The 26,537-nt window shown below is 29.3% G+C and carries 27 protein-coding genes; all 27 read left to right on the top strand.

Going from position 1 to position 26,537, the window contains the following annotated elements; all coding sequences use genetic code 11:
- The 27 genes from NJU99_RS12310 (at position 1) to NJU99_RS12180 (ending at position 26,535) form a co-directional block, all read left to right on the top strand.
- A complete protein-coding gene (locus NJU99_RS12310; RefSeq protein ID WP_254576207.1) occupies positions 1-195 on the top strand; it encodes a YwbE family protein in 195 nt (64 codons plus the stop codon).
- Positions 195-638 carry a YaiI/YqxD family protein gene (locus tag NJU99_RS12305; protein WP_254576206.1) on the top strand — a complete coding sequence of 148 codons (444 nt, stop codon included), beginning with the start codon at positions 195-197 and terminating at the stop codon, positions 636-638. Before NJU99_RS12310 ends, NJU99_RS12305 begins: the two co-directional genes overlap by 1 nt.
- A 168-nt stretch (positions 639-806) precedes the next feature.
- The gene (rpsL, locus tag NJU99_RS12300; protein WP_152190696.1) at positions 807-1,181 is read left to right on the top strand and encodes a 30S ribosomal protein S12; all 375 of its coding nucleotides are present in this window, start codon (positions 807-809) and stop codon (positions 1,179-1,181) included.
- A 16-nt stretch (positions 1,182-1,197) separates the two neighbouring features.
- Positions 1,198-1,665 carry a 30S ribosomal protein S7 gene (gene rpsG, locus NJU99_RS12295; protein ID WP_254576205.1) on the top strand — a complete coding sequence of 156 codons (468 nt, stop codon included), beginning with the start codon at positions 1,198-1,200 and terminating at the stop codon, positions 1,663-1,665.
- A 113-nt stretch (positions 1,666-1,778) separates the two neighbouring features.
- The gene (gene fusA, locus NJU99_RS12290) at positions 1,779-3,887 is read left to right on the top strand and encodes an elongation factor G (RefSeq protein ID WP_254576204.1); all 2,109 of its coding nucleotides are present in this window, start codon (positions 1,779-1,781) and stop codon (positions 3,885-3,887) included.
- A 171-nt stretch (positions 3,888-4,058) separates the two neighbouring features.
- Positions 4,059-4,925, top strand: coding sequence for an NAD(+)/NADH kinase (locus tag NJU99_RS12285; protein ID WP_254576203.1), 867 nt, complete (start codon positions 4,059-4,061; stop codon positions 4,923-4,925).
- On the top strand, positions 4,925-6,454 hold the full coding sequence (locus NJU99_RS12280; protein WP_254576202.1) for a DNA repair protein RecN: 1,530 nt from the start codon (positions 4,925-4,927) through the stop codon (positions 6,452-6,454). Before NJU99_RS12285 ends, NJU99_RS12280 begins: the two co-directional genes overlap by 1 nt.
- A gap of 435 nt (positions 6,455-6,889) precedes the next feature.
- Positions 6,890-8,218, top strand: coding sequence for a sulfite dehydrogenase (soxC, locus tag NJU99_RS12275; protein WP_254576201.1), 1,329 nt, complete (start codon positions 6,890-6,892; stop codon positions 8,216-8,218).
- Entirely contained in the window at positions 8,190-9,371 is a 1,182-nt protein-coding gene (locus NJU99_RS12270; RefSeq protein ID WP_254576200.1) for a c-type cytochrome, read from the top strand. Before soxC ends, NJU99_RS12270 begins: the two co-directional genes overlap by 29 nt.
- 11 nt (positions 9,372-9,382) lie before the next feature.
- On the top strand, positions 9,383-9,733 hold the full coding sequence (gene soxX, locus NJU99_RS12265; protein WP_254576199.1) for a sulfur oxidation c-type cytochrome SoxX: 351 nt from the start codon (positions 9,383-9,385) through the stop codon (positions 9,731-9,733).
- A gap of 16 nt (positions 9,734-9,749) precedes the next feature.
- The gene (gene soxY, locus NJU99_RS12260) at positions 9,750-10,199 is read left to right on the top strand and encodes a thiosulfate oxidation carrier protein SoxY (RefSeq protein WP_254576198.1); all 450 of its coding nucleotides are present in this window, start codon (positions 9,750-9,752) and stop codon (positions 10,197-10,199) included.
- 65 nt (positions 10,200-10,264) lie between these two features.
- Positions 10,265-10,582: a thiosulfate oxidation carrier complex protein SoxZ gene (soxZ, locus tag NJU99_RS12255; protein WP_254576197.1), complete on the top strand. Its 318-nt coding sequence runs from the start codon at positions 10,265-10,267 to the stop codon at positions 10,580-10,582.
- Between the two features lie 42 nt (positions 10,583-10,624).
- Entirely contained in the window at positions 10,625-11,560 is a 936-nt protein-coding gene (gene soxA / locus NJU99_RS12250) for a sulfur oxidation c-type cytochrome SoxA (protein ID WP_254576196.1), read from the top strand.
- A gap of 12 nt (positions 11,561-11,572) precedes the next feature.
- Entirely contained in the window at positions 11,573-12,007 is a 435-nt protein-coding gene (locus NJU99_RS12245; protein ID WP_254576195.1) for a hypothetical protein, read from the top strand.
- 106 nt (positions 12,008-12,113) lie between these two features.
- The gene (locus tag NJU99_RS12240) at positions 12,114-12,767 is read left to right on the top strand and encodes a rhodanese-like domain-containing protein (protein ID WP_254576194.1); all 654 of its coding nucleotides are present in this window, start codon (positions 12,114-12,116) and stop codon (positions 12,765-12,767) included.
- Positions 12,768-12,784: 17 nt separating this feature from the next.
- Positions 12,785-14,548, top strand: coding sequence for a thiosulfohydrolase SoxB (soxB, locus tag NJU99_RS12235; RefSeq protein ID WP_254576193.1), 1,764 nt, complete (start codon positions 12,785-12,787; stop codon positions 14,546-14,548).
- Positions 14,549-14,640: 92 nt separating this feature from the next.
- Positions 14,641-15,429, top strand: a complete 789-nt coding sequence (locus tag NJU99_RS12230; protein ID WP_254576192.1) for a thioredoxin family protein — start codon at positions 14,641-14,643, stop codon at positions 15,427-15,429.
- The gene (locus NJU99_RS12225; protein WP_254576191.1) at positions 15,429-15,869 is read left to right on the top strand and encodes an MOSC domain-containing protein; all 441 of its coding nucleotides are present in this window, start codon (positions 15,429-15,431) and stop codon (positions 15,867-15,869) included. Before NJU99_RS12230 ends, NJU99_RS12225 begins: the two co-directional genes overlap by 1 nt.
- 10 nt (positions 15,870-15,879) lie before the next feature.
- Entirely contained in the window at positions 15,880-16,317 is a 438-nt protein-coding gene (locus NJU99_RS12220; protein ID WP_254576190.1) for a DsrE family protein, read from the top strand.
- A gap of 17 nt (positions 16,318-16,334) precedes the next feature.
- The gene (locus NJU99_RS12215; RefSeq protein ID WP_254576189.1) at positions 16,335-17,117 is read left to right on the top strand and encodes an alpha/beta hydrolase; all 783 of its coding nucleotides are present in this window, start codon (positions 16,335-16,337) and stop codon (positions 17,115-17,117) included.
- 58 nt (positions 17,118-17,175) lie between these two features.
- On the top strand, positions 17,176-18,333 hold the full coding sequence (locus NJU99_RS12210; protein WP_254576188.1) for an HD-GYP domain-containing protein: 1,158 nt from the start codon (positions 17,176-17,178) through the stop codon (positions 18,331-18,333).
- Between the two features lie 70 nt (positions 18,334-18,403).
- Positions 18,404-21,238, top strand: coding sequence for a methyl-accepting chemotaxis protein (locus NJU99_RS12205; protein WP_254576187.1), 2,835 nt, complete (start codon positions 18,404-18,406; stop codon positions 21,236-21,238).
- 106 nt (positions 21,239-21,344) lie between these two features.
- Positions 21,345-22,625: a peptidase U32 family protein gene (locus NJU99_RS12200; protein WP_254576186.1), complete on the top strand. Its 1,281-nt coding sequence runs from the start codon at positions 21,345-21,347 to the stop codon at positions 22,623-22,625.
- Positions 22,626-22,636: 11 nt separating this feature from the next.
- Positions 22,637-23,941 (top strand): glycosyltransferase family protein, encoded by a 1,305-nt coding sequence (locus NJU99_RS12195; protein ID WP_254576185.1) that lies wholly within the window; start codon positions 22,637-22,639, stop codon positions 23,939-23,941.
- Between the two features lie 178 nt (positions 23,942-24,119).
- Positions 24,120-25,058, top strand: a complete 939-nt coding sequence (gene glyQ, locus NJU99_RS12190) for a glycine--tRNA ligase subunit alpha (RefSeq protein ID WP_254576184.1) — start codon at positions 24,120-24,122, stop codon at positions 25,056-25,058.
- 9 nt (positions 25,059-25,067) lie between these two features.
- The gene (locus NJU99_RS12185; protein ID WP_254576183.1) at positions 25,068-25,823 is read left to right on the top strand and encodes a Nif3-like dinuclear metal center hexameric protein; all 756 of its coding nucleotides are present in this window, start codon (positions 25,068-25,070) and stop codon (positions 25,821-25,823) included.
- Positions 25,816-26,535, top strand: coding sequence for a zinc ribbon domain-containing protein (locus NJU99_RS12180; protein ID WP_254576182.1), 720 nt, complete (start codon positions 25,816-25,818; stop codon positions 26,533-26,535). The genes NJU99_RS12185 and NJU99_RS12180 overlap by 8 nt, the downstream gene beginning before the upstream one ends.
- Positions 26,536-26,537 lie beyond the last annotated feature (2 nt).

Here is a 26,537-nt window from a genome sequence, read left to right as displayed (position 1 = left end):
ATGAACGATCCAAAAAAAAGATTTTCTATAAAACAAGGACAAAAAGTTAATATTGTTTTAAAACAAGATCAAAGAAGTGGAAAGCTAACACAAGGTATTGTAAAAAATATTTTGACAAACTCACCTTCTCATCCCCATGGAATAAAAGTTAGATTACAAGATGGGCAGGTAGGAAGAGTGCAAGAGATTTTATAATGACTTTATTTATTGATGGTGATGCTTTTCCTAATATTTTAAAACCTATTGTTTTAAGAGCTATTGAAAAAAAGAAGTTAGACACTTATGTAATAGCAAATAAAAAAATAAATATAGGTAAATCATCATATATTAAATATCTAATAGTTGATGAAGGAGCAGATGAAGCAGATAACAAAATTGTGGAACTATTAAAAGAAAATGATTTAGTTATCACTGCTGATATTCCTCTTGCAGATAGAACTATTAGTAAAAATGCAAAAGCAATAGATCACAGAGGTGAACTATATACACAAGATAACATAAAGCACTATCTAGCAATGAGAAATCTAATGCAAGAAGTAAGAGATAGTGGAGAGATAACAAAAGGCCCTAAGCCTTTTGGTCAAAAAGATTCACAAAACTTTGCAAATTCATTTAATATGATTCTTCAAAAACTATAAAAAACTAACCTAAACTATAATTAAGTTTAAATTCAGTATAATCCCCTACTTTTTTAGAAAACTCAACGGTTTCCTAGAATGGTAGTATCGTTTCAACAGTATGTTGATTAGCACGAGAAGCATGAGCATTGCTTTAATTGCTCAAACCAATTTAAACAAAGGGAAAGAATGCCTACTATTAACCAGCTTGTTAGAAAAGAGCGAAAAAAGGTGATTAAAAAATCAAAATCACCAGCATTAGACAAATGTCCACAAAGAAGAGGTGTATGTACTAGAGTATATACTACAACTCCAAAGAAACCAAACTCGGCTTTAAGAAAAGTTGCAAAAGTTAGATTAACTACTGGATTTGAAGTTATTTCATACATCGGTGGTGAGGGTCACAACTTACAAGAACACTCTATCGTATTAGTTAGAGGGGGAAGAGTTAAGGATTTACCTGGTGTTAAGTATCACGTTGTTAGAGGTGCTTTAGATACTGCTGGTGTTGCAAACAGAACTGTTGCAAGATCTAAATATGGTACTAAAAAGCCAAAGAAATAAGTAGAAGGATAGAAGAATGAGAAGAAGAAAAGCTCCAGTTAGAGAAGTAATGGCTGATCCTATCTACAATAGTAAAGTGATCACTAAGTTTATCAATACAGTTATGTTAGATGGTAAAAAATCTACAGCACAAAAAATCATGTACGGTGCAATTGCAAATTTAGATGCTAGAGGTGAAGAATCTGGTATTGAATTATTTGAAAAAGCAATCGAAAATGTTAAGCCACTTTTAGAAGTTAAATCTAGAAGAGTTGGTGGAGCTACATACCAAGTACCTGTAGAAGTTAGAGCTGTAAGAAGACAAACTTTAGCATTAAGATGGTTAGTTGAAGCATCAAGAAAAAGAAATGAAAGAACTATGGTTGAAAGATTAGCAAACGAATTATTCGAAGCTGCTAATGAAAGAGGATCATCTTTCAAGAAAAAAGAAGATATGCATAGAATGGCAGAAGCTAATAAAGCATTTGCTCACTACAGATGGTAATCAATCTGTAATAAATCATTTTCTATATAAAAAAGGGTGTTTTACGCCCTTTTTTTTTATTGTAATTTGGATAAAATTACAAAAACTATTAAAACTTAAAAGGAAAATTTAAGATGGCAAGAAAAACACCTCTTAATAGAGTTAGAAATATCGGTATTGCTGCTCACATTGATGCTGGTAAAACAACAACTACAGAAAGAATTTTATTCTATACTGGTGTATCTCACAAAATCGGTGAGGTTCATGATGGTGCTGCAACTATGGACTGGATGGAACAAGAGCAAGAAAGAGGTATTACTATTACTTCTGCTGCGACAACTTGTCACTGGACTCACCCAAAGTCTAAAGAAGATTTACAAATTAACATCATTGACACACCAGGTCACGTTGACTTTACTATTGAAGTTGAAAGATCTATGAGAGTTTTAGATGGTGCTGTAGCTGTATTTTGTTCAGTAGGTGGAGTTCAACCACAATCTGAAACAGTTTGGAGACAAGCTAACAAATATAAAGTACCAAGAATGATTTTTGTTAACAAAATGGATAGAACTGGTGCTGATTTCTTTAATGTTGAGAAGCAAGTAGCTGAGAGATTAAAAGCTAATCCTATTCCAATTCAACTTCCTATTGGTGCTGAAGAAGATTTCCAAGGTGTAGTTGATTTAGTACAAATGAAAGCTATCGTATGGGATCAAGATGCTGCTATGGGTTCTAACTACCATGTAGAAGAAATTCCTGCTGACTTATTAGACCAAGCTGAAGAATATAGAGAAAAGATGATTGAAGCTGCTGCTGAGTCTTCTGAAGAGTTAATGGAAAAATACTTCGAAGAGGGTGAATTATCAGAAGATGAAATCGTAGCTGGTTTAAAAGCTGCTTGTTTAAATATGACAATTACTCCAATGACTTGTGGTACTGCATTTAAAAACAAAGGTGTTCAAACTTTACTTGACGCTGTTGCTATGTATTTACCTGCACCAACTGAGGTTGCTGATATTAATGGTGAAACTCAAGATGGTGAAGCTGTTATCGTTCCTTCTACTGATGAAGGTGAAGTTGCAGCATTAGCATTCAAAATTATGACTGACCCATTTGTTGGTCAATTAACATTTACAAGAGTATATAGAGGACAATTAGAGTCTGGTACTTACGTAATGAACTCAACAAAAATGAAAAAAGAAAGAATCGGAAGATTACTTCAAATGCATGCAAATAATAGAGAAGAAGTTTCTCAATTATACGCAGGTGAAATTGGTGCAGTAGTTGGTCTTAAGTCAACTATCACTGGTGATACATTAGCATCTGATAAAGATCCAGTAATCTTAGAGAGAATGGAATTCCCAGAGCCAGTTATTTCTGTTGCAGTTGAGCCAAAAACTAAAGCTGACCAAGAAAAAATGGGTATCGCATTAGGTAAATTAGCAGAGGAAGATCCATCATTCAGAGTTAATACTGATGAAGAATCTGGACAAACTATTATTTCAGGAATGGGTGAGTTACACTTAGAAATTCTTGTTGATAGAATGAAAAGAGAATTTAAAGTTGAAGCTGAAGTTGGTGCTCCACAAGTTGCATACAGAGAGACTATTAAGAATCCTGTTAAAAACGAGTACAAATATGCTAAACAATCTGGTGGTAAAGGTCAATATGGTCACGTATACTTAGACATTAATCCATTACCTGCTGATTCAGAAGATAACTTCAAATTCCACAATGCAATTAAAGGTGGATCTGTTCCAAAAGAATATATCCCTGCAGTTCAAAAAGGTTGTGAAGAAGCTATGGCTGGTGGTATCTTAGCTGGTTACCCAATGGTTAATATTGAAGTTACATTATATGATGGTTCTTACCATGATGTAGATTCATCTGAGATGGCATTTAAATTAGCTGCTTCTATGGGATTCAAAGAAGGTTGTAGAACAGCTGCTGCTCAACCTATAATCTTAGAGCCAATGATGAAAGTTGAAATCGAAACTCCTGAAGAATATATGGGAGATGTTATCGGTGATTGTAACAAAAGAAGAGGACAAGTTCAGTCTATGGATGAAAGAGCTGGTGTTAAACTAGTTACTGCAATGGTTCCATTATCTGAAATGTTCGGATACTCTACTGACTTAAGATCTATGACTCAAGGTAGAGCAACTTACGGTATGCTTTTCGATAACTATGCTGAAGTTCCAAAAAATGTTTCTGAAGAAATTATTTCTAAAAGAAATGGATAATATTAACTAATTAGTTAATTCTATCAAAAATAAAAAGGGGAGTATGTTTTCATACTTCCCTTTTTTTATATACTAAAAATACCAATAAAAATATTGCAATTTGTAATTATAATACTCTTCATAATATAATTATGATAAAATCCTAAAAATATATCTTTGTTAGGATAAAAATTGAAATTAAAAAAAAGTCTTAATTTATTAGAAAATGTAAAAAGTGCTGGAGTAGTTTTAAGACCTTCAAGTCCTGAACTAAAAGAAGAATACTTAGAAATAAAAAGAATATTTAATGATATAGGAATTGAAACTTATCTAGAATACAATTCGGCAAAAATGATTGATTTTGATGGATTTAGTTTAAATAGCTTATGTAATAAAGTTGATTTTCTTGTTTCTGTTGGTGGAGATGGTACTCTTTTATCAGTTGTAAGAAGATCTTTTAAACATAATATTCCAATATTGGGTATAAACTTAGGTACATTAGGTTTTTTAACAGATATTAATATGGATGAATTAGAAAATTTTTTAACTAACTTCAAAAAAGAAAATTATAGAATTGATAATAGAATGATGATAGAAGGTAATTTAAATTTAAATAGTTTTGTAGCTTTTAATGATATTGTTATCTCAAGAAAATCTATTTCTTCAATGATTTCTATTGATGCAAAAATTGATGGTAAACCTTTTAATTCTTATTATGGGGATGGAGTTATTATCTCTACTCCAACAGGCTCTACTGCTTATAATCTTTCAGCTGGAGGTCCTTTAGTATATCCATTAACAGAAGCTTTTATTATAACACCTGTTGCTCCTCACTCTTTAACTCAAAGACCATTAGTAATGCCCGCTGATTTTGAAATTGAGTTTACTATTTCAGATAATCAAGGTGCAGTTATTATTGTAGATGGTCAAGATATTTATGAAATCGGACAAAATGATTCTATTAAAATAAAGATTGCACAAGACAATGCAAGACTTATTCATAGAACAGAGCGAAACTATTTTGATGTATTAAATGAAAAGTTAAGATGGGGTAACTAATGATTGATAGAGTTTACTTAGAAAATTGTTTATCTTTTGAGAAGGTTGAGCTTAATTTTCAAAATGGCTTAAATGTATTTACAGGTCCAAGTGGAGCTGGTAAATCTATTTTGATGGAAGCAATACTTTCACTTTTTTCTTTAAGTGATGTAAAATCAAAATTAGGTGAAGTTACACTTACAAATTCAAATATAAAAAATGAAGCTTTTGATATTTCTATTGAGGATGATATAGTTATAAAAACTATTAAAAAAGAAAAAGTTAGATTTTTTCTAAACAATCAAACAATCTCAAAAAAGAAACTTAATGAGTTTAGTTCAAAACTAATAAAGCATTTAAATCTAAAAGATACTAGTGATTTCCAAAGTACTAAATTAATCAACTTTTTAGATACTTTAGCCATTAAAAAAGATAAAGATTTTATAAATAAAAAAGAAAAATTTGATTCTTTGTATAAAGAGTTAAAAGAAGTAAATCTTAAACTAGAAAAAATTTATAGTGATGAATCAAAACTTGAAGATTTAAAAGAGTTTGCAAAATTCGAGATTGATAAAATAGAATCAATTAATCCCAAGATTGAAGAATATGATGACTTGAATGAAATTAAAAAAAAGCTTGCAAAAAAAGATAAACTTGAAGATGCTATAAAAGATGCCTCTTTAGTTTTAAATTACAATTCAGCTGTTAATAATGCATTAGAACTTTTAGAAGTTGACAGTAGTTTCTTTGATGATACTATGAATGAATTAACTAATATTTTTGAAAAGTTTAATGACTCTTTATACGAGTTAGAAGATATAGATATAGAAAATGTATTAGATAGAATAGAAAAACTAGCTTCTTTACAAAAAAGATTTGGCTCTATAAAAGAGTGTTTAGAATATAAAGAAGAAAAAATAAAAGAGTTGGAATCCTATGAAAACATAAGTTTTGAAAAAACTAAACTTATCAAAAAACAAGATGAATTACAAAACAGTATTAAAGTACTAGCTCTTGATTTAAGTGATAGTAGAAAAAAAGTAAGTTTACTACTAGAAGAGAAAATCAATAAATATTTAAAAGATTTATATTTAAACAATGCAAAAATCTTATTTGAAGAAAAAGAACTAGATAAAACTGGGGTTGATTTAATAAAATTTGAACTTGCAGGAGTTAGCCTAGAGACGATAAGTTCAGGTGAATTTAATAGATTGAGGCTAGCTTTACTTACTTCTATGAGTGAATTTGATATTGTAGATAATGGAGTTTTATTTTTAGATGAAATTGATGCTAATCTAAGTGGAAAAGAGAGTGAAGCAATCTCAAAGGTACTTACAAAACTTGCAAAATCTTATCAAATTTTTGCAATTTCTCATCAGCCCCAACTTACATCTTCTTCAAATCAACACTTTTTGGTGGATAAAAAAGATGGAAAATCACTGGTAAAAAAACTTGATAATCAAGGTAGAATAAATGAAATATCAAGAATGATTAGTGGTGAAAAGATAACAGAAGAAGCAGTTAAATTTGCTAAGAACTTATTAAAATAACTTTTATTTTACCAGTCAACTTTATATAAATTACATTTATTAATGTCATCTTAAAACCTGAATAGATATTCAGATTTTAAGGTTTCTAATCTAATAAATCTTAAAATGTTACAAAAATTCTCAAATTATAAAATATTATTTATTTTTCTAAAAATATTTTTTATACAACTATTAATAAATGAAAATTATCATAAATATAAAAAATTCTGTTTAATCTTGTAAAAACTAGTATTTACAGCTATTTATATGCTATTATTGATTTTATAATAAATCTTAGTTATGATAACTATATGATATAGTAATAATAGGCTGGTTATATCTATGTATAAGAATTTTTTATATTTAGATATTTAGTTTTAATTAAGACATGGCAACCTATAATTGGAATGTTTGTCTTGGTATAATGAAAATACCAATATTATAGAAGGAGGAATGATGACGAAAGCAAGTAAGAATTCTGAAAAAGCTTTAGACGTTTCAAATGAGAAACTAAGTAGAAGAGATTTTTTTAGAAAAACAGCATATTCAGCTGGTGCTATTGCAGCTGCTAGTGTTTTAGGTCCTGTTGAAGCAAGAGCAGATGATCCAGCTATTATGAATGAAGCCCCTTGGGGAATAAAGCTTGGTGACAAAACTGATAAATATCCATATGGAGTACCATCTCCTTATGAACATAATGTTGTTAGAAGAACTACTGAACTTTTATCTTCAGGTGATAAATACGCAACTGTATCTATGTGTCCGCTTCATGAATTAGATGGAATTATAGTTCCTAATGGTTTATTCTTTACTAGAAACCATGGTGGTACAGCACACGTTGATCCTAAAGAATTTAGATTAATGATTCATGGTAAAGTTAAAAAAGAAGTTGTTTTAACTTTAGATGATATAAAAAAATACCCAAGTGAAAGTAGAATTTACTTTATTGAGTGTCCTGCAAATGGAAGTACAGGATGGAGAGGACCTCAATTTAATAATTTACAATTTATGAAAGGTATGATGAGTCAAGCTGAATGGACAGGTGTAATGCTTAAAACTGTTCTTGAAGATATTGGTTTAGAAAAAGATGCCTTATGGATGTTAGCAGAAGGTAGTGATAATGCTACAAATCCTAGAACTATACCTGTGGAAAAAGCTTTAGATGATGCAATGCTTGTATGGGGACAAAATGGTGAAGCTTTAAGGGCTGAGCAAGGATATCCTTTAAGATTATTAGTACCAGGTTGGGAAGGTAACTTAAATACTAAATGGTTAAGAAGATTAGAGTTTTCTGATAAACCATGGCATGCAAAAGAAGAAACATCAAAATATACAATGCTTCAAAAGTCAGGAAAAGCTATACAGTTCTTCTGGATAAATGAAGTAAACTCAGTTATCACTTCTCCATGTCCTGAGAAGCCATGGACTAATCTTAAAAAAGGTGATATGGTTGAAATTCAAGGTATTGCTTGGTCTGGTCAGGGAACAATTAAACATGTTGATATCTCACTTGATGGTGGAGATAACTGGGTTGAAGCTAGCTTAAAAGGTTTAGTTTTACCAAAAGCATGGACTAGATTTAGTTATATTTATAAGTGGGATGGAAAACCTATATTATTAACAAGTAGAGCTGTTGATGATACAGGAAATGTACAACCTACAATTGATCAAGAAACATCTGTTGTTGGTGTTGAAAATATCTACCACAGAAACGGTATGGTAACTTGGGAAGTTAATTCTAAAGGGGAGGTTAATAATGTTCACATTAGAAAACACAAAGCTTAAAAAGACTTTATTAGGTTTAATAGCTGCTTCTGCATTATTAACGTCATCGTTTGCAAGTGAAAAAGTTGTAGATGGAGCTATAAAATATGAAGTAAAAGATGGTAAATATACATCTTATCATGTAAACACACAAAAAGTTAAAAACTTCAATCATTTCAGAACTGCTACAAAAAGTGAATTAGCTGTATGGAATACTGATGTTATGCCAGATGGAACAGGACTTCCTGAATATGACATGAAACATGGAAAACCTGTATTAGAAAATGGAAAAGCAAAAAAAGCTGAAGGTTCTGTTGAATTAGGTATTGAATTATATGAATCACAATGTACAATGTGTCATGGTGAGTTTGCTGCTGGTGGAAAAGGTTATCCTCCTTTATCTATTGGTGAAGCATCAACTGCCTCTTTAAGTAAACAATTATTAAACCCGGCAGATGAAAACCCAAGTCCTGAAGGTCCTTCTAAGGTTATTGGAACATATTGGCCATATGCAAGTACACTTTTTTGGTATATAAAAGATGCTATGCCATTTAATCATCCAAAATCATTAACTAATAGTGAAGTTTATGCAATTACAGCATATTTATTAATGGAAAATGGTATTGAGATTGATGGCGAAGAGTTAGATGAAGAGTATGTGCTTGATAGAGAAAAATTCTTAAAAATCAAAATGCCAAATGAAGATGGTTTTTATCCAAATGTGAATACTAAAGATCCTAAGCAAGCAGTTGAGAACATGAGAGCATTTTTAAGTGATCCTAAAAACTATGGTACTGGTACTAGATGTATGAAAGATTGTATCAAAGGTAAAGTTCCTGTTCTTAGAATTAAAAATGAATTAAGTGATTTTGAACCACCTGCATCTACTGAAAGATTCTGGAAACTTCCAGAACAAAAAGGTAGTGTAGCTGATCCAAAAGCTAAACAAGCTTATGAGACTTCTTGTGCTGCTTGTCATGGAAATAAAGTAATAGGTGCTCCTGTTGTTGGTGATAAAGAAGCATGGGCTTCTGTACTTGCAAAAGGCAAAGAAGCAGTGTATAATAATAGTATCAAAGGTATAAACGCAATGCCTCCTAAAGGTGGTGCTATGCATTTATCTGATGAAGAGTTCAAAAAAGTTGTTGATTATATGATCAACGCAAGCAAATAAAGGGGTAAGGAATGAAGATAGTTAAAAAACTACTAATTGCATCAGCTCTTAGTACAGTTTGTTTTACTGGTGCAGTAGCAAATGACGCTTTAATTAAGCAAGGTAAAGAAATCTTTATGACAAAAAATAAAGGTAATTGTCTTGCATGTCATGGAATAAAAGGTATGAATGTTGATGGACCAGGAAGTATGGGACCAGAACTTCAAGCTTTACAATACTGGCCGGATGAGGCTTTATATGACAAGGTTTATGACCCATATACAACAAACCCAATTTCTGCAATGCCTGCATTTGGTAAAAATGGATGGTTAAGTGATAGTGAAATTAAAGCTGTTGTAGCATTTTTAAAAACAATTAAATAAAGAAAAGGAATAAATTATGAATAGAAGAAATTTTTTAGGATTCGGATTAGGAGCATTAGCATTATCAATGGCACCTTCAACTTTAAGTGCTGTTAACTTTAGAGAAACAAAACCTAAAGCTTGGACTGCAACAAAAGTTGATGAAGCTATGAATGAAATCTTTGGTACGTCGGCTACTACTAAAGGTAAGGTAAAATTAAAAGCTCCTGATATTGCTGAAAATGGTGCAGTTATTCCTGTTACTGTTTCTTCAAAACTAGCTGGTTCTAAAGTAGCTGTATTCCAAGATGCAAACCCAGAAAGTGCAGTAGCTGTATTTACAGTACCACAAGGTGGAATTATTGATTATTCAATTAGAATCAAAATGGCTAAAACAGGAACTGTAACAGCAGTTGTTGAAGAAAATGGAAAATTATACGCAGATTCAAAATTAGTAAAAGTTACAATTGGTGGATGTGGAGGTTGATTTAACCCCAACTACTAAAAAAATTTAAAAGCTAAAAGAAAAAAAGAAATAAAAAAGGAATAAAAATGGCTGGTAAAACTAGAATTAAAGCAAAATTAAAAAAAGGTGTTGTAACTGTTAAAGCTATGGCTAAACATGCAATGTTAAGTTACCAAGAAGCAGAAAGAGCAAAAAAAGAAGCTAATTTCATCACTTATTTAACTGCAAAAGTAAATGATAAGATCGTATTTGAAGCTTCAACTTCTCAATTCTTATCTAAAAATCCATACTTAAAATTTAAGTTTAATGCAGATGCAGTTGGTGCTAAAAAAGGTGATAAAGTTGAGATTTCTTGGGTAGATTTAAAAGGTGACTCAAGAACTGATTCAAGTAAGATTAAATAGTAAGTTACTTTAAAAGTAACTTACTAAACCTAAGGAGAGATTATGTTATTAAAAATTGCTAAAACAACTGCGTTCGTAGCACTTACATCATGTGCTTTAAATGCAGCTGATTTTAATGCTCAAGCTGAAAAAGATAGACTTGCTTTAATTGATTATTTTGAAGCAAAGTTCAAAGATCCTTATGGAAATAAAAATACATTTTTCCCGTATTCAACTGATGATGAATTAAAAAATAACATCATAAGTGGTCTAAAGCATGAAGACTTCTCTAAAGGAAACTATGCTTTTTCTAAAAATGGAAAAGTTTCATATGAAGAGATAAATGAATTTCCTCCATATGAAGAGTTTTTAGAGAATGGAGAAGAGTTATATAATAAACCTTTTGCAAATGGTAAATCATTTAAAAACTGTTTTCCTAACCCAGATGTAGTTGGAGATTATCCATATTTTGATGATAAGAAAAAAGAAGTTGTATCTTTAACTTCTGCTGTAAATACTTGTCTTAAAGATAATGGAGAAAAGCCTTGGAAAACAAAAAAAGGTAAAATGGCTCACTTGCAAGCTTATTTTGCAAATGAATCAAGAGATTCAGAAAAAAAAGTAAATATTCAAATTGATAGTAAAGCAGCAGCTGATGCTTATGAAAGAGGAAAAGAGTATTACTATTCTCAAAAAGGTTACTTAAAACTTTCTTGTGCAACTTGTCATGTTCAAGGAGCAGGGCAAAGAGTTAGAAATGAGAGTTTATCTCAATTATTAGGTCAAACATCTCACTTCCCAGTTTATAGATTAAAATGGGGCGCAGCAAGTCCTTCTAATGATGGTTTAGGAACTTTAGAAAGAAGAATGGCAGGATGTGTAAAAGATCAAGGTCAAGTACCTCCAGGAACTGAATCAAAAGAAATGAAAGAGTTATTATACTTTATGGCTTATATGTCAAATGGAATGCCAGTTGATGGCCCAGATATTAGAAAGTAAGAAGGGATTATTATGAAAAGATTATTAAATTTATCATTAGCTTTAACAGCTGCATTTGCTATTAGTGCTTGTGCAAAGACTCCTTCAGCTCCTGAAATGGCTTCAAAAATTGACATTGAAAAAGTTTGTAGCGTTGAAAAAAATGGTATTAAAAATGTAATTGCAACTGCAAAAAAATATAATACTATTTCTCAAAAAGAGGGATTAGAATTTAGAAGATTAGGTGTTAATAACTCAGGAATTATTGTAGCTGTTGAAGAAGCAATTAAAACAGGTGCAAAAGAGGTTAATCCTAAAACTTTTAAAGGTAAAAAATCTAAAACAGTTTTAGAAACAAATTTCGCAGCTCATAGAGCTTGTAAGTTTGCAATTAGAGCTTTACAACAAGCTCATGAAGCAAAATCAACTTGGAAGTTAGCACAACCTGGTGCGGGATATAAATATTAATAAATAGTTAAAAACAGTGTTTTTTGAGTCAAGATTTTATATCTTGGCTTTTTTTAGTCGTAGTAAAGAAAAAATATTATTAATTAATAAAAATTTGGAGGATAAAATGAAGTTTTTTAAAAAAGCATTATTAACAACAGCAATTACTGCTTTGTGTACAACAGGTTCATTTGCAGAGGGTGAAACTTCTAAATTTGTACCTATTTCAAAGGGTGTTAAATCTATTGAAATGAACTTAAATGGTGAAAAATTTACTTTAATGAGAAACCAAACTCCTGGAAATATAATTTCTGAATTATATAATACAACAAATAGAGGTGCTCCTCAACCAATGATTATAGCTGACGGTGTTGAAACAGTTGGAGAATTAGAATTTATTGAATATATGAAAAAAGCTCAAAAAGATGATTCAATTTTAATTATGGATTCAAGAAAGCCAGGTTGGCATGCAAAACTAAGAATACCTGGTTCTGTAAATGTTCCTTTTACAAACTTTAATAGTAAAGAAACAGCAATTGAAATGATGGAAGATGAAATGGGTGTTGTTGAAAAAGATGACGGTACACTTGATTTTTCAGAAGCTAAAACAATTATTGCTTATTGTAATGGATATTGGTGTGGACAAACACCTGCTATGGTTAAAAATGTTAAATATTCACTATTAAATATGGGATATCCTGCTGAAAAAATTAAATACTACAGAGGTGGTATGCAAGCTTGGACATCATTTGGATTTACAGTAGTAGGTTCAGGAAAATAATATAAAAAGGTAATTTTATGAGTAAATTAAGCAGAAGAGAATTTGTATATATGATGGCAATGCTAGGAGCTGCTCCTGTATTTGCTAATTCTCATACAAGAATGACTGATACAAACAAATTAGAAGATTACTACAAATTAAAGCCATTTGGTAATGCAAGATTAATGCATATGACAGATTCACATGCCCAATTATTACCTGTATACTTTAGAGAACCAAGTGTTAACTTAGGATTTTATGGTAACTATGGTAAGCCACCTCATATTGTAGGTGAAAAGCTTCTTGATTATTATGGTATTAAAGGGAATAAAAGATTAGAATATGCATACTCTTGTGTAAACTTTGAAAAGCATGCTAAAGCTATGGGAAGAACAGGTGGTTTTTCTCAAATAAAAACTGTAGTTGATTTCTTATCAAAATCATTTGGTGAAGATAAATCTTTATTATTAGATGGTGGAGATACTTGGCAAGGAAGTGCAACAGCTTTATATACAAGAGGTAAAGATATGGTTGGTGCTATGAATTTACTTGGTGTTGATGTTGCAGTTGGACACTGGGAGTTTACATATAAAGCTGAAGAAGTACTTGAAAATGTAAAACTATTAGATGCAGAATTTTTAGCTCAAAATGTAAAAGTAAAAGAAGATGCTCTTTTTGATGGAGCTGAGGCTTACGATGAAGACACAGGTCATGCATTTAAACCATATACAATTAAAAAAATGGGTAATGCAAGAGTTGCTATTATAGGACAAGCCTTCCCTTATACTACTATTGCTAACCCACAAAGATTTATTCCTGATTGGACATTTGGAATTAATGATGAGGGAATGCAAGAGTTAGTGGATGAGGTAAGAGAAGAAGAAAAACCTGATGCCGTGATTGTACTTTCTCATAATGGTTATGATACTGATAAGAAAATGGCTGAAGTTGTAACTGGAATTGACTTTATTATGGGTGGACACACACATGACGGTGTTCCTGAGGCTTATCCTGTTAAAAATGAAGCAGGAACAACTTATGTTTGTAATGCTGGGTCAAATGGTAAATTCTTAAATGTACTTGATTTAGATATTCAAAATGGAAAAATCAAAGACTTTAAATTTACATTACTTCCTATCTTCTCAGATTTAATTCCAGAAGATAAACAAATGAAAAAATACATTGAAGATGTTAGAGCACCTTATTTAAAAGAATTAACAAGAGAGATTGCAACTACTGATGAAACTCTATTTAGAAGAGGGAATTTCAATGGTTCGTGGGATCAAATTATTTGTGATGCTTTAATGGAAGTAAAGGATGCTGAAATTTCTTTATCTCCTGGATTTAGATGGGGGACATCTGTAATGCCTGGTCAAGCTATTACTTTTGATGATTTAATGACTCAAACAGCTATGACATATCCAGAAACTTATAGAAGAGATATTTCAGGAAAAGATATTAAGCTTATTCTAGAAGATGTTGCTGATAACTTATTTAATGAAGATCCATTCTATCAACAAGGTGGAGATATGGTAAGAACTGGTGGTATTTCATACAAAATTAATCCAACTGCAAAAATGGGTGAAAGAATTTCTGAAATTCAACTTACTAGAAATGGAGCTAAATTAGATCCAAGTAAAAATTATTCTGTTGCAGGATGGTCTACTGTTGGTGCTAAATCACCAGGTGAACCTGTATGGGAAACTGTGGAAACATATCTAAAGAATGTTAAGCATATACAAAATCTAAAAGTTGATACTCCTGATATCGTAGGTATAAAAGGTAATCCGGGTATTATTTAATTCATAAAAGTATAAAGATTTTTCTTTATACTTTTTTTGATTTAATAAGTCTCTTTTAATAAGTGGTTTATTAAATCAAAAGAGGAAAAAATATGAAATTTTTATTATCATTTTTATTGATGATTACATTTTTAAATGCAGACTATAATGAAGGCAAAGAAATATTTGATAACAAATGTGCAAGTTGTCATAAGGGTTATATATCTTTTTCTAAATTAAAAGAAAACTATTTCCAAAGAAATAATGAACTTTTAAATCTTGAAATGCCTACAGTTAATATGCTAGCATGGGCTATCATGGAAAGTTCTAGAAAAATCGGTGATCCAAGTGACCCTGAGATGAGAGTTATAGAAATTGAAGAGTATTTAAAAGAGTATTTAGCTAATCCTGATATAAATAATAGTATTTGTGATGCTCATGTATTAAAATATTATAAGAAAAAAGAGCCTATGAGTATTAGTGATGAAGAGGCTGTAAATTTAGCATATTTTTTTATGGAATATAAAGAAAATAGATTAAAAAGTACTCCTCAAAAAATAAAAGTCTTAGATAAAAAATATAATGAAAAAGAGTTATTAAAAGAAGCCCAAGAACAAGGTAAACATTTCTTAGTATATGCAACTTCTCAAAGTTGTTATTTTTGTAAAAAAATGAAAAGAGAAGTTTTAGACTTAGAAGAAATTCAAGAAAAAATCAATGATGATTATATTTTCTTAGAAGTTGATGTAGATTTTGTAACTCTTCCTTTTAATTTAAAGAAAAAGTTTAAAGGAATGACGCCTACATTTTTTGTTTTAACACAAGATGGAGTACTTTTAAATACATATCCAGGAGCATGGGTTAAAAAAGATTTTATTGAAATTTTAAAGGAAAATCTATAATGACTATAGGTAAAGTAATAAATACTTTTAGCGCAAAAAAAGGTCAAAGTGGTTCTCCTAGACCTAAGGTGGGTAATTTAAACCTTATAAAAGATTATGGAATTGAATTTGACAAATTTGCAAATAAAGATTTAAATAGTACTGTAATGATTGTAGGTTTACCTTCGTATGAAATAGCTTCAAAAAATAGCATAGTATTACAAGAAGGAAGTTTAGGGGAGAATATTTTATTTGATTTTAATCCCCATGATTATGATATAGGAACACAATTTAAAATAGGTGATAGTATTATCGAAGTTACACAAAAGTGTACAATTTGTAATCACCTAGTAGTTTTTGACAATAAACTTCCAGTAGTTGTAAAAGATTGTAGAGGTTTGTATTGTAAAATTATAAAAAGTGGTATTATTCAAAAAGATATGCCAGTTCAAAAAGTATAAAAGGAAAGTTATGAAAAAAGTTTTATTAGTTATATTTTTAAGTATATTTGCATATGCTCAATCAACTTTTAGTGAGCCAAAGCCTAGTTTTGATAATCCAAGAAAAGTTGCTATTCAGCTTTATGATTCAGAGTTAAAAAAAGTAAATCATAATCTGAGTACTATTTATAATATATTAAAAGAGTATCCAAGTGAATCTTTAAAGGTTGTAGTTATTGCTTATGGTAATGGTGTTAGAGCTTTAAAAAAAGATTATGATAAGAAAACACTATCAAGAATTAACTCTTTAATGGAGTACGATGTAGAGTTTATTGTATGTAAAAATACAATGGAAACTATGAAATGGACGCAAGATGATTTTATAGAAGATCTTGAATATGTTCAAGCAGGTATTGTTGAACTTATCGAAAGACAAGTAGATGGTTATGTTGGCATAATTGCTTATTAAATTAAAAGGAGTTTATTATGAATTATATTAAGTTTTTTAAAGTTGGTTTTTTAATTACACTTTTCACATCAGTGTTATATGCAAATGAAAGTAATTGTACTTCAAAAGGTGAAGATTATATTTATGTTCAAAATGAGTGTTTACAGTTATCATCTGTAGAGACAGAAGATAGTGATTCTTTAAATATAATAGTACATGGTACTTGGGATAGAGGAACAAATACTCTTGGAAGATATGCACCTTTTGCTGAGAGTTTAAATATGATTACAGATTATACTACTGTAGCAGTAGCTCTTCCTGGGTATTCAAACTCAACAACAAATAATTTTCCTAGTTTAGATAATGATAAAATAAAAAATTTAGCAGCAAAAGAAGATTATGTTAGATTTGTAGCGGAAGTTGTAAAAGCTTTAAAGCAAAAGTATAAGGCCCAAACAGTTAACTTCATAGGTCATTCAGCAGGGGCTATGTTAGGTACAACTATTACTGGTTTATATCCTGATTTGATTGATAATATTGCTTTAGCTGGTGGAAGATATGATATTCATGAGGTATCAAAAGAAAAAAATCTTATTTCAGCTATCGATGTAATTGATAAGATATCAAAAGATACAAATATTTTACTTATTTATGGAACTGAAGATAAAATATCAAAACCAGAAGTTACAAGAAACTTTTACAAATTAGCAAAAGATAAAGGTTTATCAGTTAAACTAATTGAAGTTAAGGGTGCACCACATCTTGATTTAGATATGCATGATACTTCAGTTGAAGCTATATCTGAACTTCTTGATTATTAAAAAAGACTCTTTTGAGTCTTTTTTCTACCTTTATAAATAAACTCTAGGAATATTTTACATGGATAAAAAAACACAAATAGTTTTTAATTTAAATAACTTTTTATTATCAATTTCAAATGCTATTGATTATACATCAAAAGAGTATTTTAATATATCTTTAGGGCACTCAAAAAGAGTTGCTTATATTAGTTTGAAAATTGCAAATGAGCTGAATTTTTCAAATGAACAAAAGTTTGATTTATGTGCATATTGTTTAAGTGCAAATATTGGTTTATATGAAAGAAAAAAACTTTCAAAAGAGTCTTGTGAACTATCACAAGAGTATGCAAATAGACTTCCTTTTTTAACACAAAATAATGATATATTAAAGTATTCCCATGAAAGAATAGACGGAAGTGGTTTTTATGGATTAAAGAATGAGAAAATACCACTTTTTTCACAAATTATATCTTTTGTAAGTAGTTTAGACATTAATTTTGATTTATCAAATAATAGTATAGAAAACATCAATAATATCAAAGAATTTTGTGAAAAAAATTCAAATATTTTATTTAAAGAAGAATTTTCAAATCACTTCTTATCTTACAGTAAAAGCTCAAGCTTTTGGTTAGATTTACAAAATGAGAATGAGATACTGTTTTATATATTCTCAAACCTTTTAGATTATTCAAAAGTTTTATCTTATGATGAACTTTTAGAAATCACATCAATTTTTGAAAAAATAGAATCAAAAGATACAAAACTTTTAATTATTTTAGAAAAAGTTATTGATTATTATGCCTTTGAATACAAAGATAAAATGAGTCTTTTAATAACAGCTTCATTAAGTAAAATTGGTAAATTTATAATTCCATCAAATATATTAAATAAAAAAGATAAATTAGATGAAGAAGAGTATGAATTAGTAAAAGCATATCCTTACTACAATAGAAAGTTTTTATGCAATATTATAGGCTTTAATGATATTAGCATTTGGGCAAGCAAAGTTCAAGAAAGAATCGATGGTTCTGGTTATCCTTACTTATATGAAGCTAAAGATTTAAGCTTAAAAGATAGAATACTTCAATGTGCAATTATTTATGATGCCTTAATAAGTAAAAAAGTATATAGGAATGAGTACTCGCATGAAAAAGCTATTGAAATAATGTACGAGATGGCAAAAAATAATAAAATAGATGAATCTATTGTAAAAGACTTTGAAAATACACTAGAATAACATATAGATAAACTTGACATTTTATTATTTTAGAGGCTATTATAAACTAGTTTAATTTCAAGGGTTGTTTATGTTTTCAAATTTAACAATAAAAGCAAAGCTTTTAATGCTTGCATTATTTACTATTTTAGTTGTTTCAAGTGTTGTTGCTATTGAATCTATTTATTCAATAAGTAAATTTTCTAAACAGAATATGGAAGAGTATAAGCAAGAAGCATTTTCTAAAAAAGAAGAAGAGCTTAAAAACTATGTTTCATTAGCAATGAAAACAGTAAACGCTTATCATAAAAGGACTTCAATTGATAGAATTAAACTAGAGGTTCAAGACCACTTAAAAGAGCAAACAAATTTTATTTTCTCAATTTTAAATGCAGAATACAAAAGACATAAAAATACACTTTCAAATGAAGAGTTAAAACTTAGATTAAAAACAATAGTTGAAGAATCAAGATATGGTAAAAATGGATATTTTTGGATAAATGACACTGATGCTCTTATTGTGATGCATCCTATAAAACCCCAATTAAATGGTAAGAACCTATACTCTTATAAAGATAAAGGTGGAAAACAAATATTTAAAGAGTTTGCTAGTGTTGCTAAAACAAATGGAGATGGTTTTGTAGATTATGTATGGCCAAAACCAGGTTTTGAAAAACCACAGCCAAAAGTTTCTTATGTAAAGCTTTTTAAACCTTTTAATTGGGTAGTAGGAACTGGGGCTTATGTTGATGATGTTTCTTCAAAAATAAAACAAGAAGCTTTAAACACTATAAATAAAATGAGATATGGTAAAAATGGATATTTTTGGATAAATGATAGCTCTTCAAAAATGATAATGCACCCAATAAAACCAGCTTTAAATGGAAAAGATTTAACAAACTTAAAAGATAAAAATGGAAAATTCTTTTTCCAAGAGTTTGTAAAAATTTCTAAGAAAAATAAAGAGGGTGGTTTAGTTCCTTATCTTTGGCCAAAACCAGGCTTTGATAAACCTCAAGAGAAATTCTCATATGTTCAACTTTTTGAGCCTTGGGGATGGGTAATAGGAACTGGTGCTTATGTGGATGATATTGAAGCTGATATTATAAGAATGCAAGAGAAAACAGACTCAGAGATAAGTGAGATTATTAGAAATATTGTGATTTTCTCTTTAATTGCAATAGTTATTATGTACTTAATTTACTCATATTTTGTAAGAAGAGCAATTGTAAATCCAATCAATAATTTAAATGAAGCTATTTTAAAAATGAGTGATGTAAATAGTAAAAATGAAGAAATTAAACTTGACTCAAAAGATGAATTTGGAAAACTAGTAGGAAGCTTTAATAAATACATTAGAAAATTGATTGATCAATCAAAAGAAGATTCAAAGGTAATTGAAGAAGTTGATGATGTTATTACTAAAGTAAACAATGGTTTTTATGTTTATAAAATTGAACAAAACTCTTCAAATCCACAAATTATGAAATTAAGAGATTCTATTAATACTATGATTGATAGAACAAATGATAATTTAGTAAAGCTAAATAATGTTTTAATTGAGTATGGAAATTCAAACTTTAAAGCCCTATCAAATAGTGAATCAAGTAGTACAAATGGAATTATTGCTTCTATTGATTCAAGTACAGCGCTAATTGGAAGAAGTGTTTCTGAGTTTTTATCAATGATTACTGCAAGTGGTAAAAAGTTAAATAACGATACTAAGGTTTTATCAACAAGTGCATCAAGTCTTTCAACTTCTGCAAATCAACAAGCAGCATCTTTAGAAGAAACAGCAGCAGCTGTTGAGCAAATAACTTCTATTATTAAATCAAATGTAGAAAAAGTAAATCAAATGTCTATTTTAGCTACTCAACTTAAAGATTCATCTTCTCAAGGTGAGAGTTTAGCATCACAGACTACTAAATCAATGGATGAAATTGATGAGCAAGTAAATTCTATAAATGAAGCAATTACTATAATTGATCAAATAGCCTTCCAAACAAATATTCTTTCACTAAATGCAGCAGTAGAAGCAGCAACTGCAGGTGAAGCAGGTAAAGGATTTGCCGTAGTAGCTCAAGAAGTGAGAAATTTAGCAAATAGAAGTGCTGATGCTGCAAAAGAGATTAAGCAGATAGTTGAAAAAGCTACAGCAAAAGCCAATGAAGGTAAAGACATTGCTAATAATATGATTAGTGGATATGGTAATTTAAATGAAAAAGTTAATGAAACAATTAAGTTAATACAAGAAGTTACTCAATCAAGTAGTGAAGAAGAACAAGGGATTGTTCAAATAAATGATACTATAAATGATTTAGATAAAGCAACACAAGAAAATGCAAACTCAGCAACTACTATAAGTAACTTAGCTGTTGAAGTAAGCTCTTTGTCTGATAATTTATTAAAAGTTGCAAAAAGAGCTCAATTTAATGAGTATTCAAATGAAGAGATTTCAGATATTGACTTAGTATATAAAATTTCTGAATTAAAAAATGATCATATTAAATTCAAAAATGAAAATTTTGAAAAAGTAGGAAATACAAAGAGTTCATGGAAGGTAAAAACTTCAAGTGAGTGTAAGTTTGGTAAGTGGATAAATGATGTTGAATCAAAAGCTAAGAGCTTTACAAAAACAACAAATTGGAGTAATTTAAAAGAAGAACACGAAAAAGTTCATTCATTCGTTCAGGAATATGTAGATGTAAATGCAAGTGATTCTACAAATAATGATAGATTAAAAGACATAGCTACAAATTTAGAAATTTCTATGAAAAAAGTATTCTCTTGTTTAGATCAAATTAAAAAAGAAAATGATGTAAAAATAGAAAAGCCTACTAATAAACAAGTTAAAAATGAAACAAAAAAACATACATCCTCAAACCTATCTAAGTCTTCAACTACTGATGAATGGGAAAGCTTTTAAAAGCTTTCCTTAAATTTAATTTTAAATTTATATTTATGGCAAAATTCGATATAATTCCAGATTTTAGAAAATATATACAATTGATAAATATTATTAAAGGATTTTTATGAGCGAAAAAGTAGAGCTACTTTCCCCCGCAGGGAATTTAGAAAAATTAAAAATTGCTATTAACTATGGTGCTGATGCTGTTTATGCAGGTGTTAGTCATTTTAGTTTAAGAATTAGAGCTGGAAAAGAGTTTACATTTGAAACATTTAAAGAGGGAATTGATTATGCACATGCAAGAGGCAAAAAAGTATATGCAACAATCAATGGTTTTCCTTTTAATAATCAAATAGATTTACTTACAAAACATATTGAAAAAATGGCAGAAGTAAAACCAGATGGTTTTATCGTAGCAGCACCAGGAGTTGTTAAACTTTGTAGAGAAATTGCTCCTGATATTGATGTTCACTTATCAACACAAGCAAATGTACTTAACTATTTAGATGCAAAAGTATTCTGGGACTTAGGTGTAAAAAGAATTGTTGTAGCAAGAGAAATTTCTCTTAAAGATGTTAAACAAATCAAAGAGCATTTACCTGATATGGAGATTGAGATTTTTGTACATGGTTCTATGTGTTTTGCATATTCTGGAAGATGTTTAGTATCAGCAGTTCAAAGTGGTAGGGTTCCAAATAGAGGTTCATGTGCAAATGACTGTAGATTTGAATATACATTATATGCAGAAAGTACAAACCAAAATACATTATTTAGATTAGAAGAAGAACCAGGTGTTGGAACTTATATCTTTAATTCAAAAGATATGAACTTAGCTTCACATATTCAAGAAATATTAGATTCAGGTGCAGTTGACTCACTTAAGATTGAGGGTAGAACAAAATCACCTTATTATGCCGCAGTTACAGCTAATGCATATAGAGAAGCTATTGATGATTATTATGCAGGTGAATTTAAAGCAGAAAAGTATCAAAGAGAACTACACACTACTAAAAACAGAGGCTTTACTGATGCTTATTTAGTTCATAGACCATTTGAAAAAACAACTACACAAAATCACGAGTATGCTCTATCAACAGGTTCTTATGAAGTAAGTGGACTAGTAACTGAAGATGAAAATCACTTTATGTGTAAATACAAAATTTACCCGGGTAATGATGTAGAGATTTTTGCACCAAGAGGTGCAGTTATTGAAGAGTGTGAAAATGAAATAGGTAAAATTTATAAAAATGAAAATGGTATTTACTATGTGAATTTTAATAAAATTTTAACTGAAACAAATAAAGAATTAGACTCTGTTCATAGTGGAAATACTAATAAGATTCAACTACCAGGAAAACTACCTTACTTAACAATGTTAAGAGTAGAAAACACTGAAGAGGTATAGTTTTTACATAAATGGTTTTTTTTAGAGTAACTCAAAATATCAATGTTAAAACAACAGATGGCACTTTAGTAAAGTATTTTAAATTTAAAATGCCATCTGATTTAAATAATGAAACAGCATATATCACAACATATGATGATTTTGAAGATTTAAAAACAGTTTTTAAAAATGTAGATGCAAAACTATATCATGCGCGACTTTTAAAAGAAGATAAAATAAGACAATTGGAAGATTTTCCAATTGAGCTTGGTATTTCAAATGAAAATGAACATCTAAACTATGCAAAATATAAACAAGATAGTAGTGAGTTTTTTATAAATGATAAATCAAATGTTGAAAGTTTTTTACAAGATAATCAAAAAGTAGATTTATTTAAACAATTAACTATTAAAAAATCAAAGATAAATGTAGCTTTTATAGGAAGTTTAGGTCATACTATAGGGCAAATGATATGTTCTTGCACAGCACTTAGAATCTTTTACAATAAGTTAAAAGAAGTTTATGATGAGGTTATACTTGATGTATATTTAAATGCTTCAAATAATACTTACTTCTCAAGGGATAAACAAATATATTTAAATCAAGACTTTATAAACAAAGTTCATCCCTTAAGTTTAAATGTTAAAAGATTTTGTACTTATGATTATTTTGTTGATAATAGTATGGTTAGCAAAAATACAAGTTATTATAGTGAGTTAAATCATATAGATGCTTGGTTATATAAGTTCGGAATTGATTTTAATAAGATAAGTAAATATGATAAGTATAATCAAATTAATATCGAAAAAGTTAATGTAAAAGATGAGTTGAAACTTAAACTTACAAAATTAAAAAGAAAAGGTAAACTTCTTTTATATCATCCTTATTCAGCTGATCCTAAAAAGAGTATTCCTCAAGAGTTTGCTGTTAAAATATTGAAAGAATTACTTAAGAAAAATGAAGATTATTTGATAGTGACAACTTTAAATATTGATTCAAAATTTAAAGATGATAGATTAGTTAATCTTAATAGAGATTCACAAACTTTTCAAGACTTGACTTATATAGTATCATGTGTGGATTGTATGGTGACAACTCATACTGCAACAATGCATTTAAGTGATGCTTTTATGATACCAACTGTGGTTATTTCTACAAGTTCAAAAATTGATGAATTAATTAAGTATTATGACTATGTAAAAGCTATTAAGATTGAAGACTCATCAAAGAGTATGTCTAAATTTATTTTTGAAAACGATTCCTTGACTTTTTATAGATTTGAATCTTGGAAAAAACTTAAAACATCAAAGATTATAAAACTATTAGAAACATTTTGATATAATCTTACACTTTATGAACTAGACTATTTATCCTAAAGACATCACCCTTGATATCTAGTCTACTTCTTTTAAAATACTAAAAATAAACAATCAAAAGCATGGATGTAATAAAACAGATTTATTTAATTATTGTTAGATCTATGGTTTTGAAAATTTACAAGTAGGAAATAAATTAATGGTTACATTTTCACAAATTCTATTAAAATTACAAGAGTTCTGGGCTAATCAAGGTTGTAATATTGTTCAACCTTATGATATTCCAGCAGGTGCTGGTACATTTCATCCAGCAACAATTTTAAGAAGTTTAGACTCAACTCCTTGGTCAACTGCATATGTTGCACCAAGTAGAAGACCAACTGATGGAAGATATGGTGAAAATCCAAACAGACTTGGAGCTTATTATCAGTTTCAAACTTTAATTAAACCAAGTCCAGACAATATTCAAGATTTATATTTACAATCTTTAGAGTACTTAGGTTTAGATCTATCTAAACATGATATTAGATTTGTTGAAGATAACTGGGAATCACCAACTCTTGGAGCTTGGGGTCTTGGATGGGAAGTATGGCTTGATGGTATGGAAGTTACTCAATTTACTTACTTCCAACAAGTAGGAGGTCTTCCTTGTGATCCAGTTGCTGTTGAAATTACATATGGAACTGAAAGACTTGCTATGTATTTACAAGGTGTTGATTCAGTATTTGATATTGTATGGAATGAAAATGCTCATGGTATTACAACTTATGCTGATGTTCATAAAGAAGATGAATATGAATTTTCTAAATATAACTTTGAAGTAGCTAATACTGATATGTTATTTAGACACTTTGATGATGCATTTAATGAGTGTAAATCTTGTTTAGAAGCAGGGCTTCCTCTTCCAGCTTATGATCAATGTATGATAGCTTCGCATGCTTTTAATACTTTAGATGCAAGAAAAGCTATTTCTGTTACTGAAAGACAAAACTATATCTTAAAAGTTAGAGAATTAGCACAAGGTTGTGCTGTTTTATATAAAGAACAAGAAGTTCAAAGATTAGAAAAAGTGGGAAGTGAGTCGGCTAAAAAAGCTTTGGCTGATCTAAAAGAAACAAAACCAGAACTATTTGCATAAGGCTTGGATTTGAAAGTAAAAGATATTTATAACTATTTAAATGAACTATCTCCTTTTGAGCTTCAAGAAAAATGGGATAATTCAGGTTTATTAGTTGGTTCAATGGAAGATGAAATTAAAGAAGTACATATTAGTATTGATTTAGATGAAGCTTTAGTTGATCAAATAGAAGAAAATAGTTTAATAATCACACATCATCCATTGATTTTTTCAGGACTTAAAAGAGTTAATTATGACTCGTATACAACTAAGATTTTAAAGCAATTGATTAAAAAAGATATTGCTTTGATTTCAATGCATACAAATATTGATAAAACACATTTAAACAAATATGTAATAAATGAAGTTTTAGGTTTTGATATTTTAAATAGTGAAGAGTTTATTTCATATTCAAATGTAAATATGAAATTTGAAGATTTAGTAAAGTATGTATCTGCAAAACTAAATCTAAAAACAACAAAAGCAGTTAAATGTAGTGATGAAATTAAAAAAGTTGCTATTGTTACAGGGGCAGGAATGTCTTTATTGGGAGAAGTTCAAGCTGATTGTTTCTTAACAGGTGATATAAAATATCATGATGCAATGGAAGCAAAAGCAAGAGGAATTTCTTTAATTGATATAAGGCATTATGAGAGTGAAAGATTTTTTAGTGAGCTTTTAGAGTCGCTACTTTCAGAATATTTGAAAAAAAATGAATTAAAAGCTATAATAACAGCTTCAAAAAATCCATTTGAGTTTTTTAAACAAGGAGAAACGGTTGAATAAGTATTTACAGGATCTAATCAAGTTATCAAAGTTTGATAAAGCAATTAGTATGTTTGAGCCTAAAATCGAAAATGAAAAGGCAAAATTAGCAACATTTATTGAAACAGCAGAGTCAATTAAAAAATCAATAAATGACATTTATTTAGAAATTGATGAAATCAAATCTAAAAGAACAAAAAACAATATCCATTTAGCAGAGTTAAAGTCTAAATTAGAAGATATTGCTAAGAAAAATAAAGACATTCAAACTGAAAAAGAGTTAAAAGCTTTACAGTTAGAAGAAGAAATAGCAAAAGAACAAATTTCATTTGCAAATGAAGAGATTGAAAGACTTGATACTTTAGCAAGCGCTAAAGAAGAAACATTAAAAGAACTTCAAGAAAATCTTGCTGAAGAAGAAGAATCTATTAAAGATATTCAATTAGCTGTTGATAATACAATTGAAGAAATTAATAAAGAAAGAAATGTAGTTTACCAAGAAAGAAGTGAATTATTAGAGAAATTTGATAATAAAATTTTAACTTTCTATGAAAAAATTAAAAGATGGGCAAAAGACTCAGCTGTAGTTCCTGTAAAAAAACAAGCTTGTTATGGATGTTATATGAAAATCAATGATAAGACATATGCAGAAGTAATAAAGTCAGAAGAGATTATCAACTGTCCACACTGTGGAAGAATTCTATATAAAGAAGATGAAACTGAAGAGGCTTAATT

It is taken from the genome of Arcobacter roscoffensis, from assembly GCF_024267655.1.
Lineage (GTDB): Bacteria > Campylobacterota > Campylobacteria > Campylobacterales > Arcobacteraceae > Arcobacter_B > Arcobacter_B roscoffensis.
The sequence above is the reverse complement of the archived record's forward strand: the minus strand, read 5'-3'. Positions and strand labels throughout refer to the sequence as shown.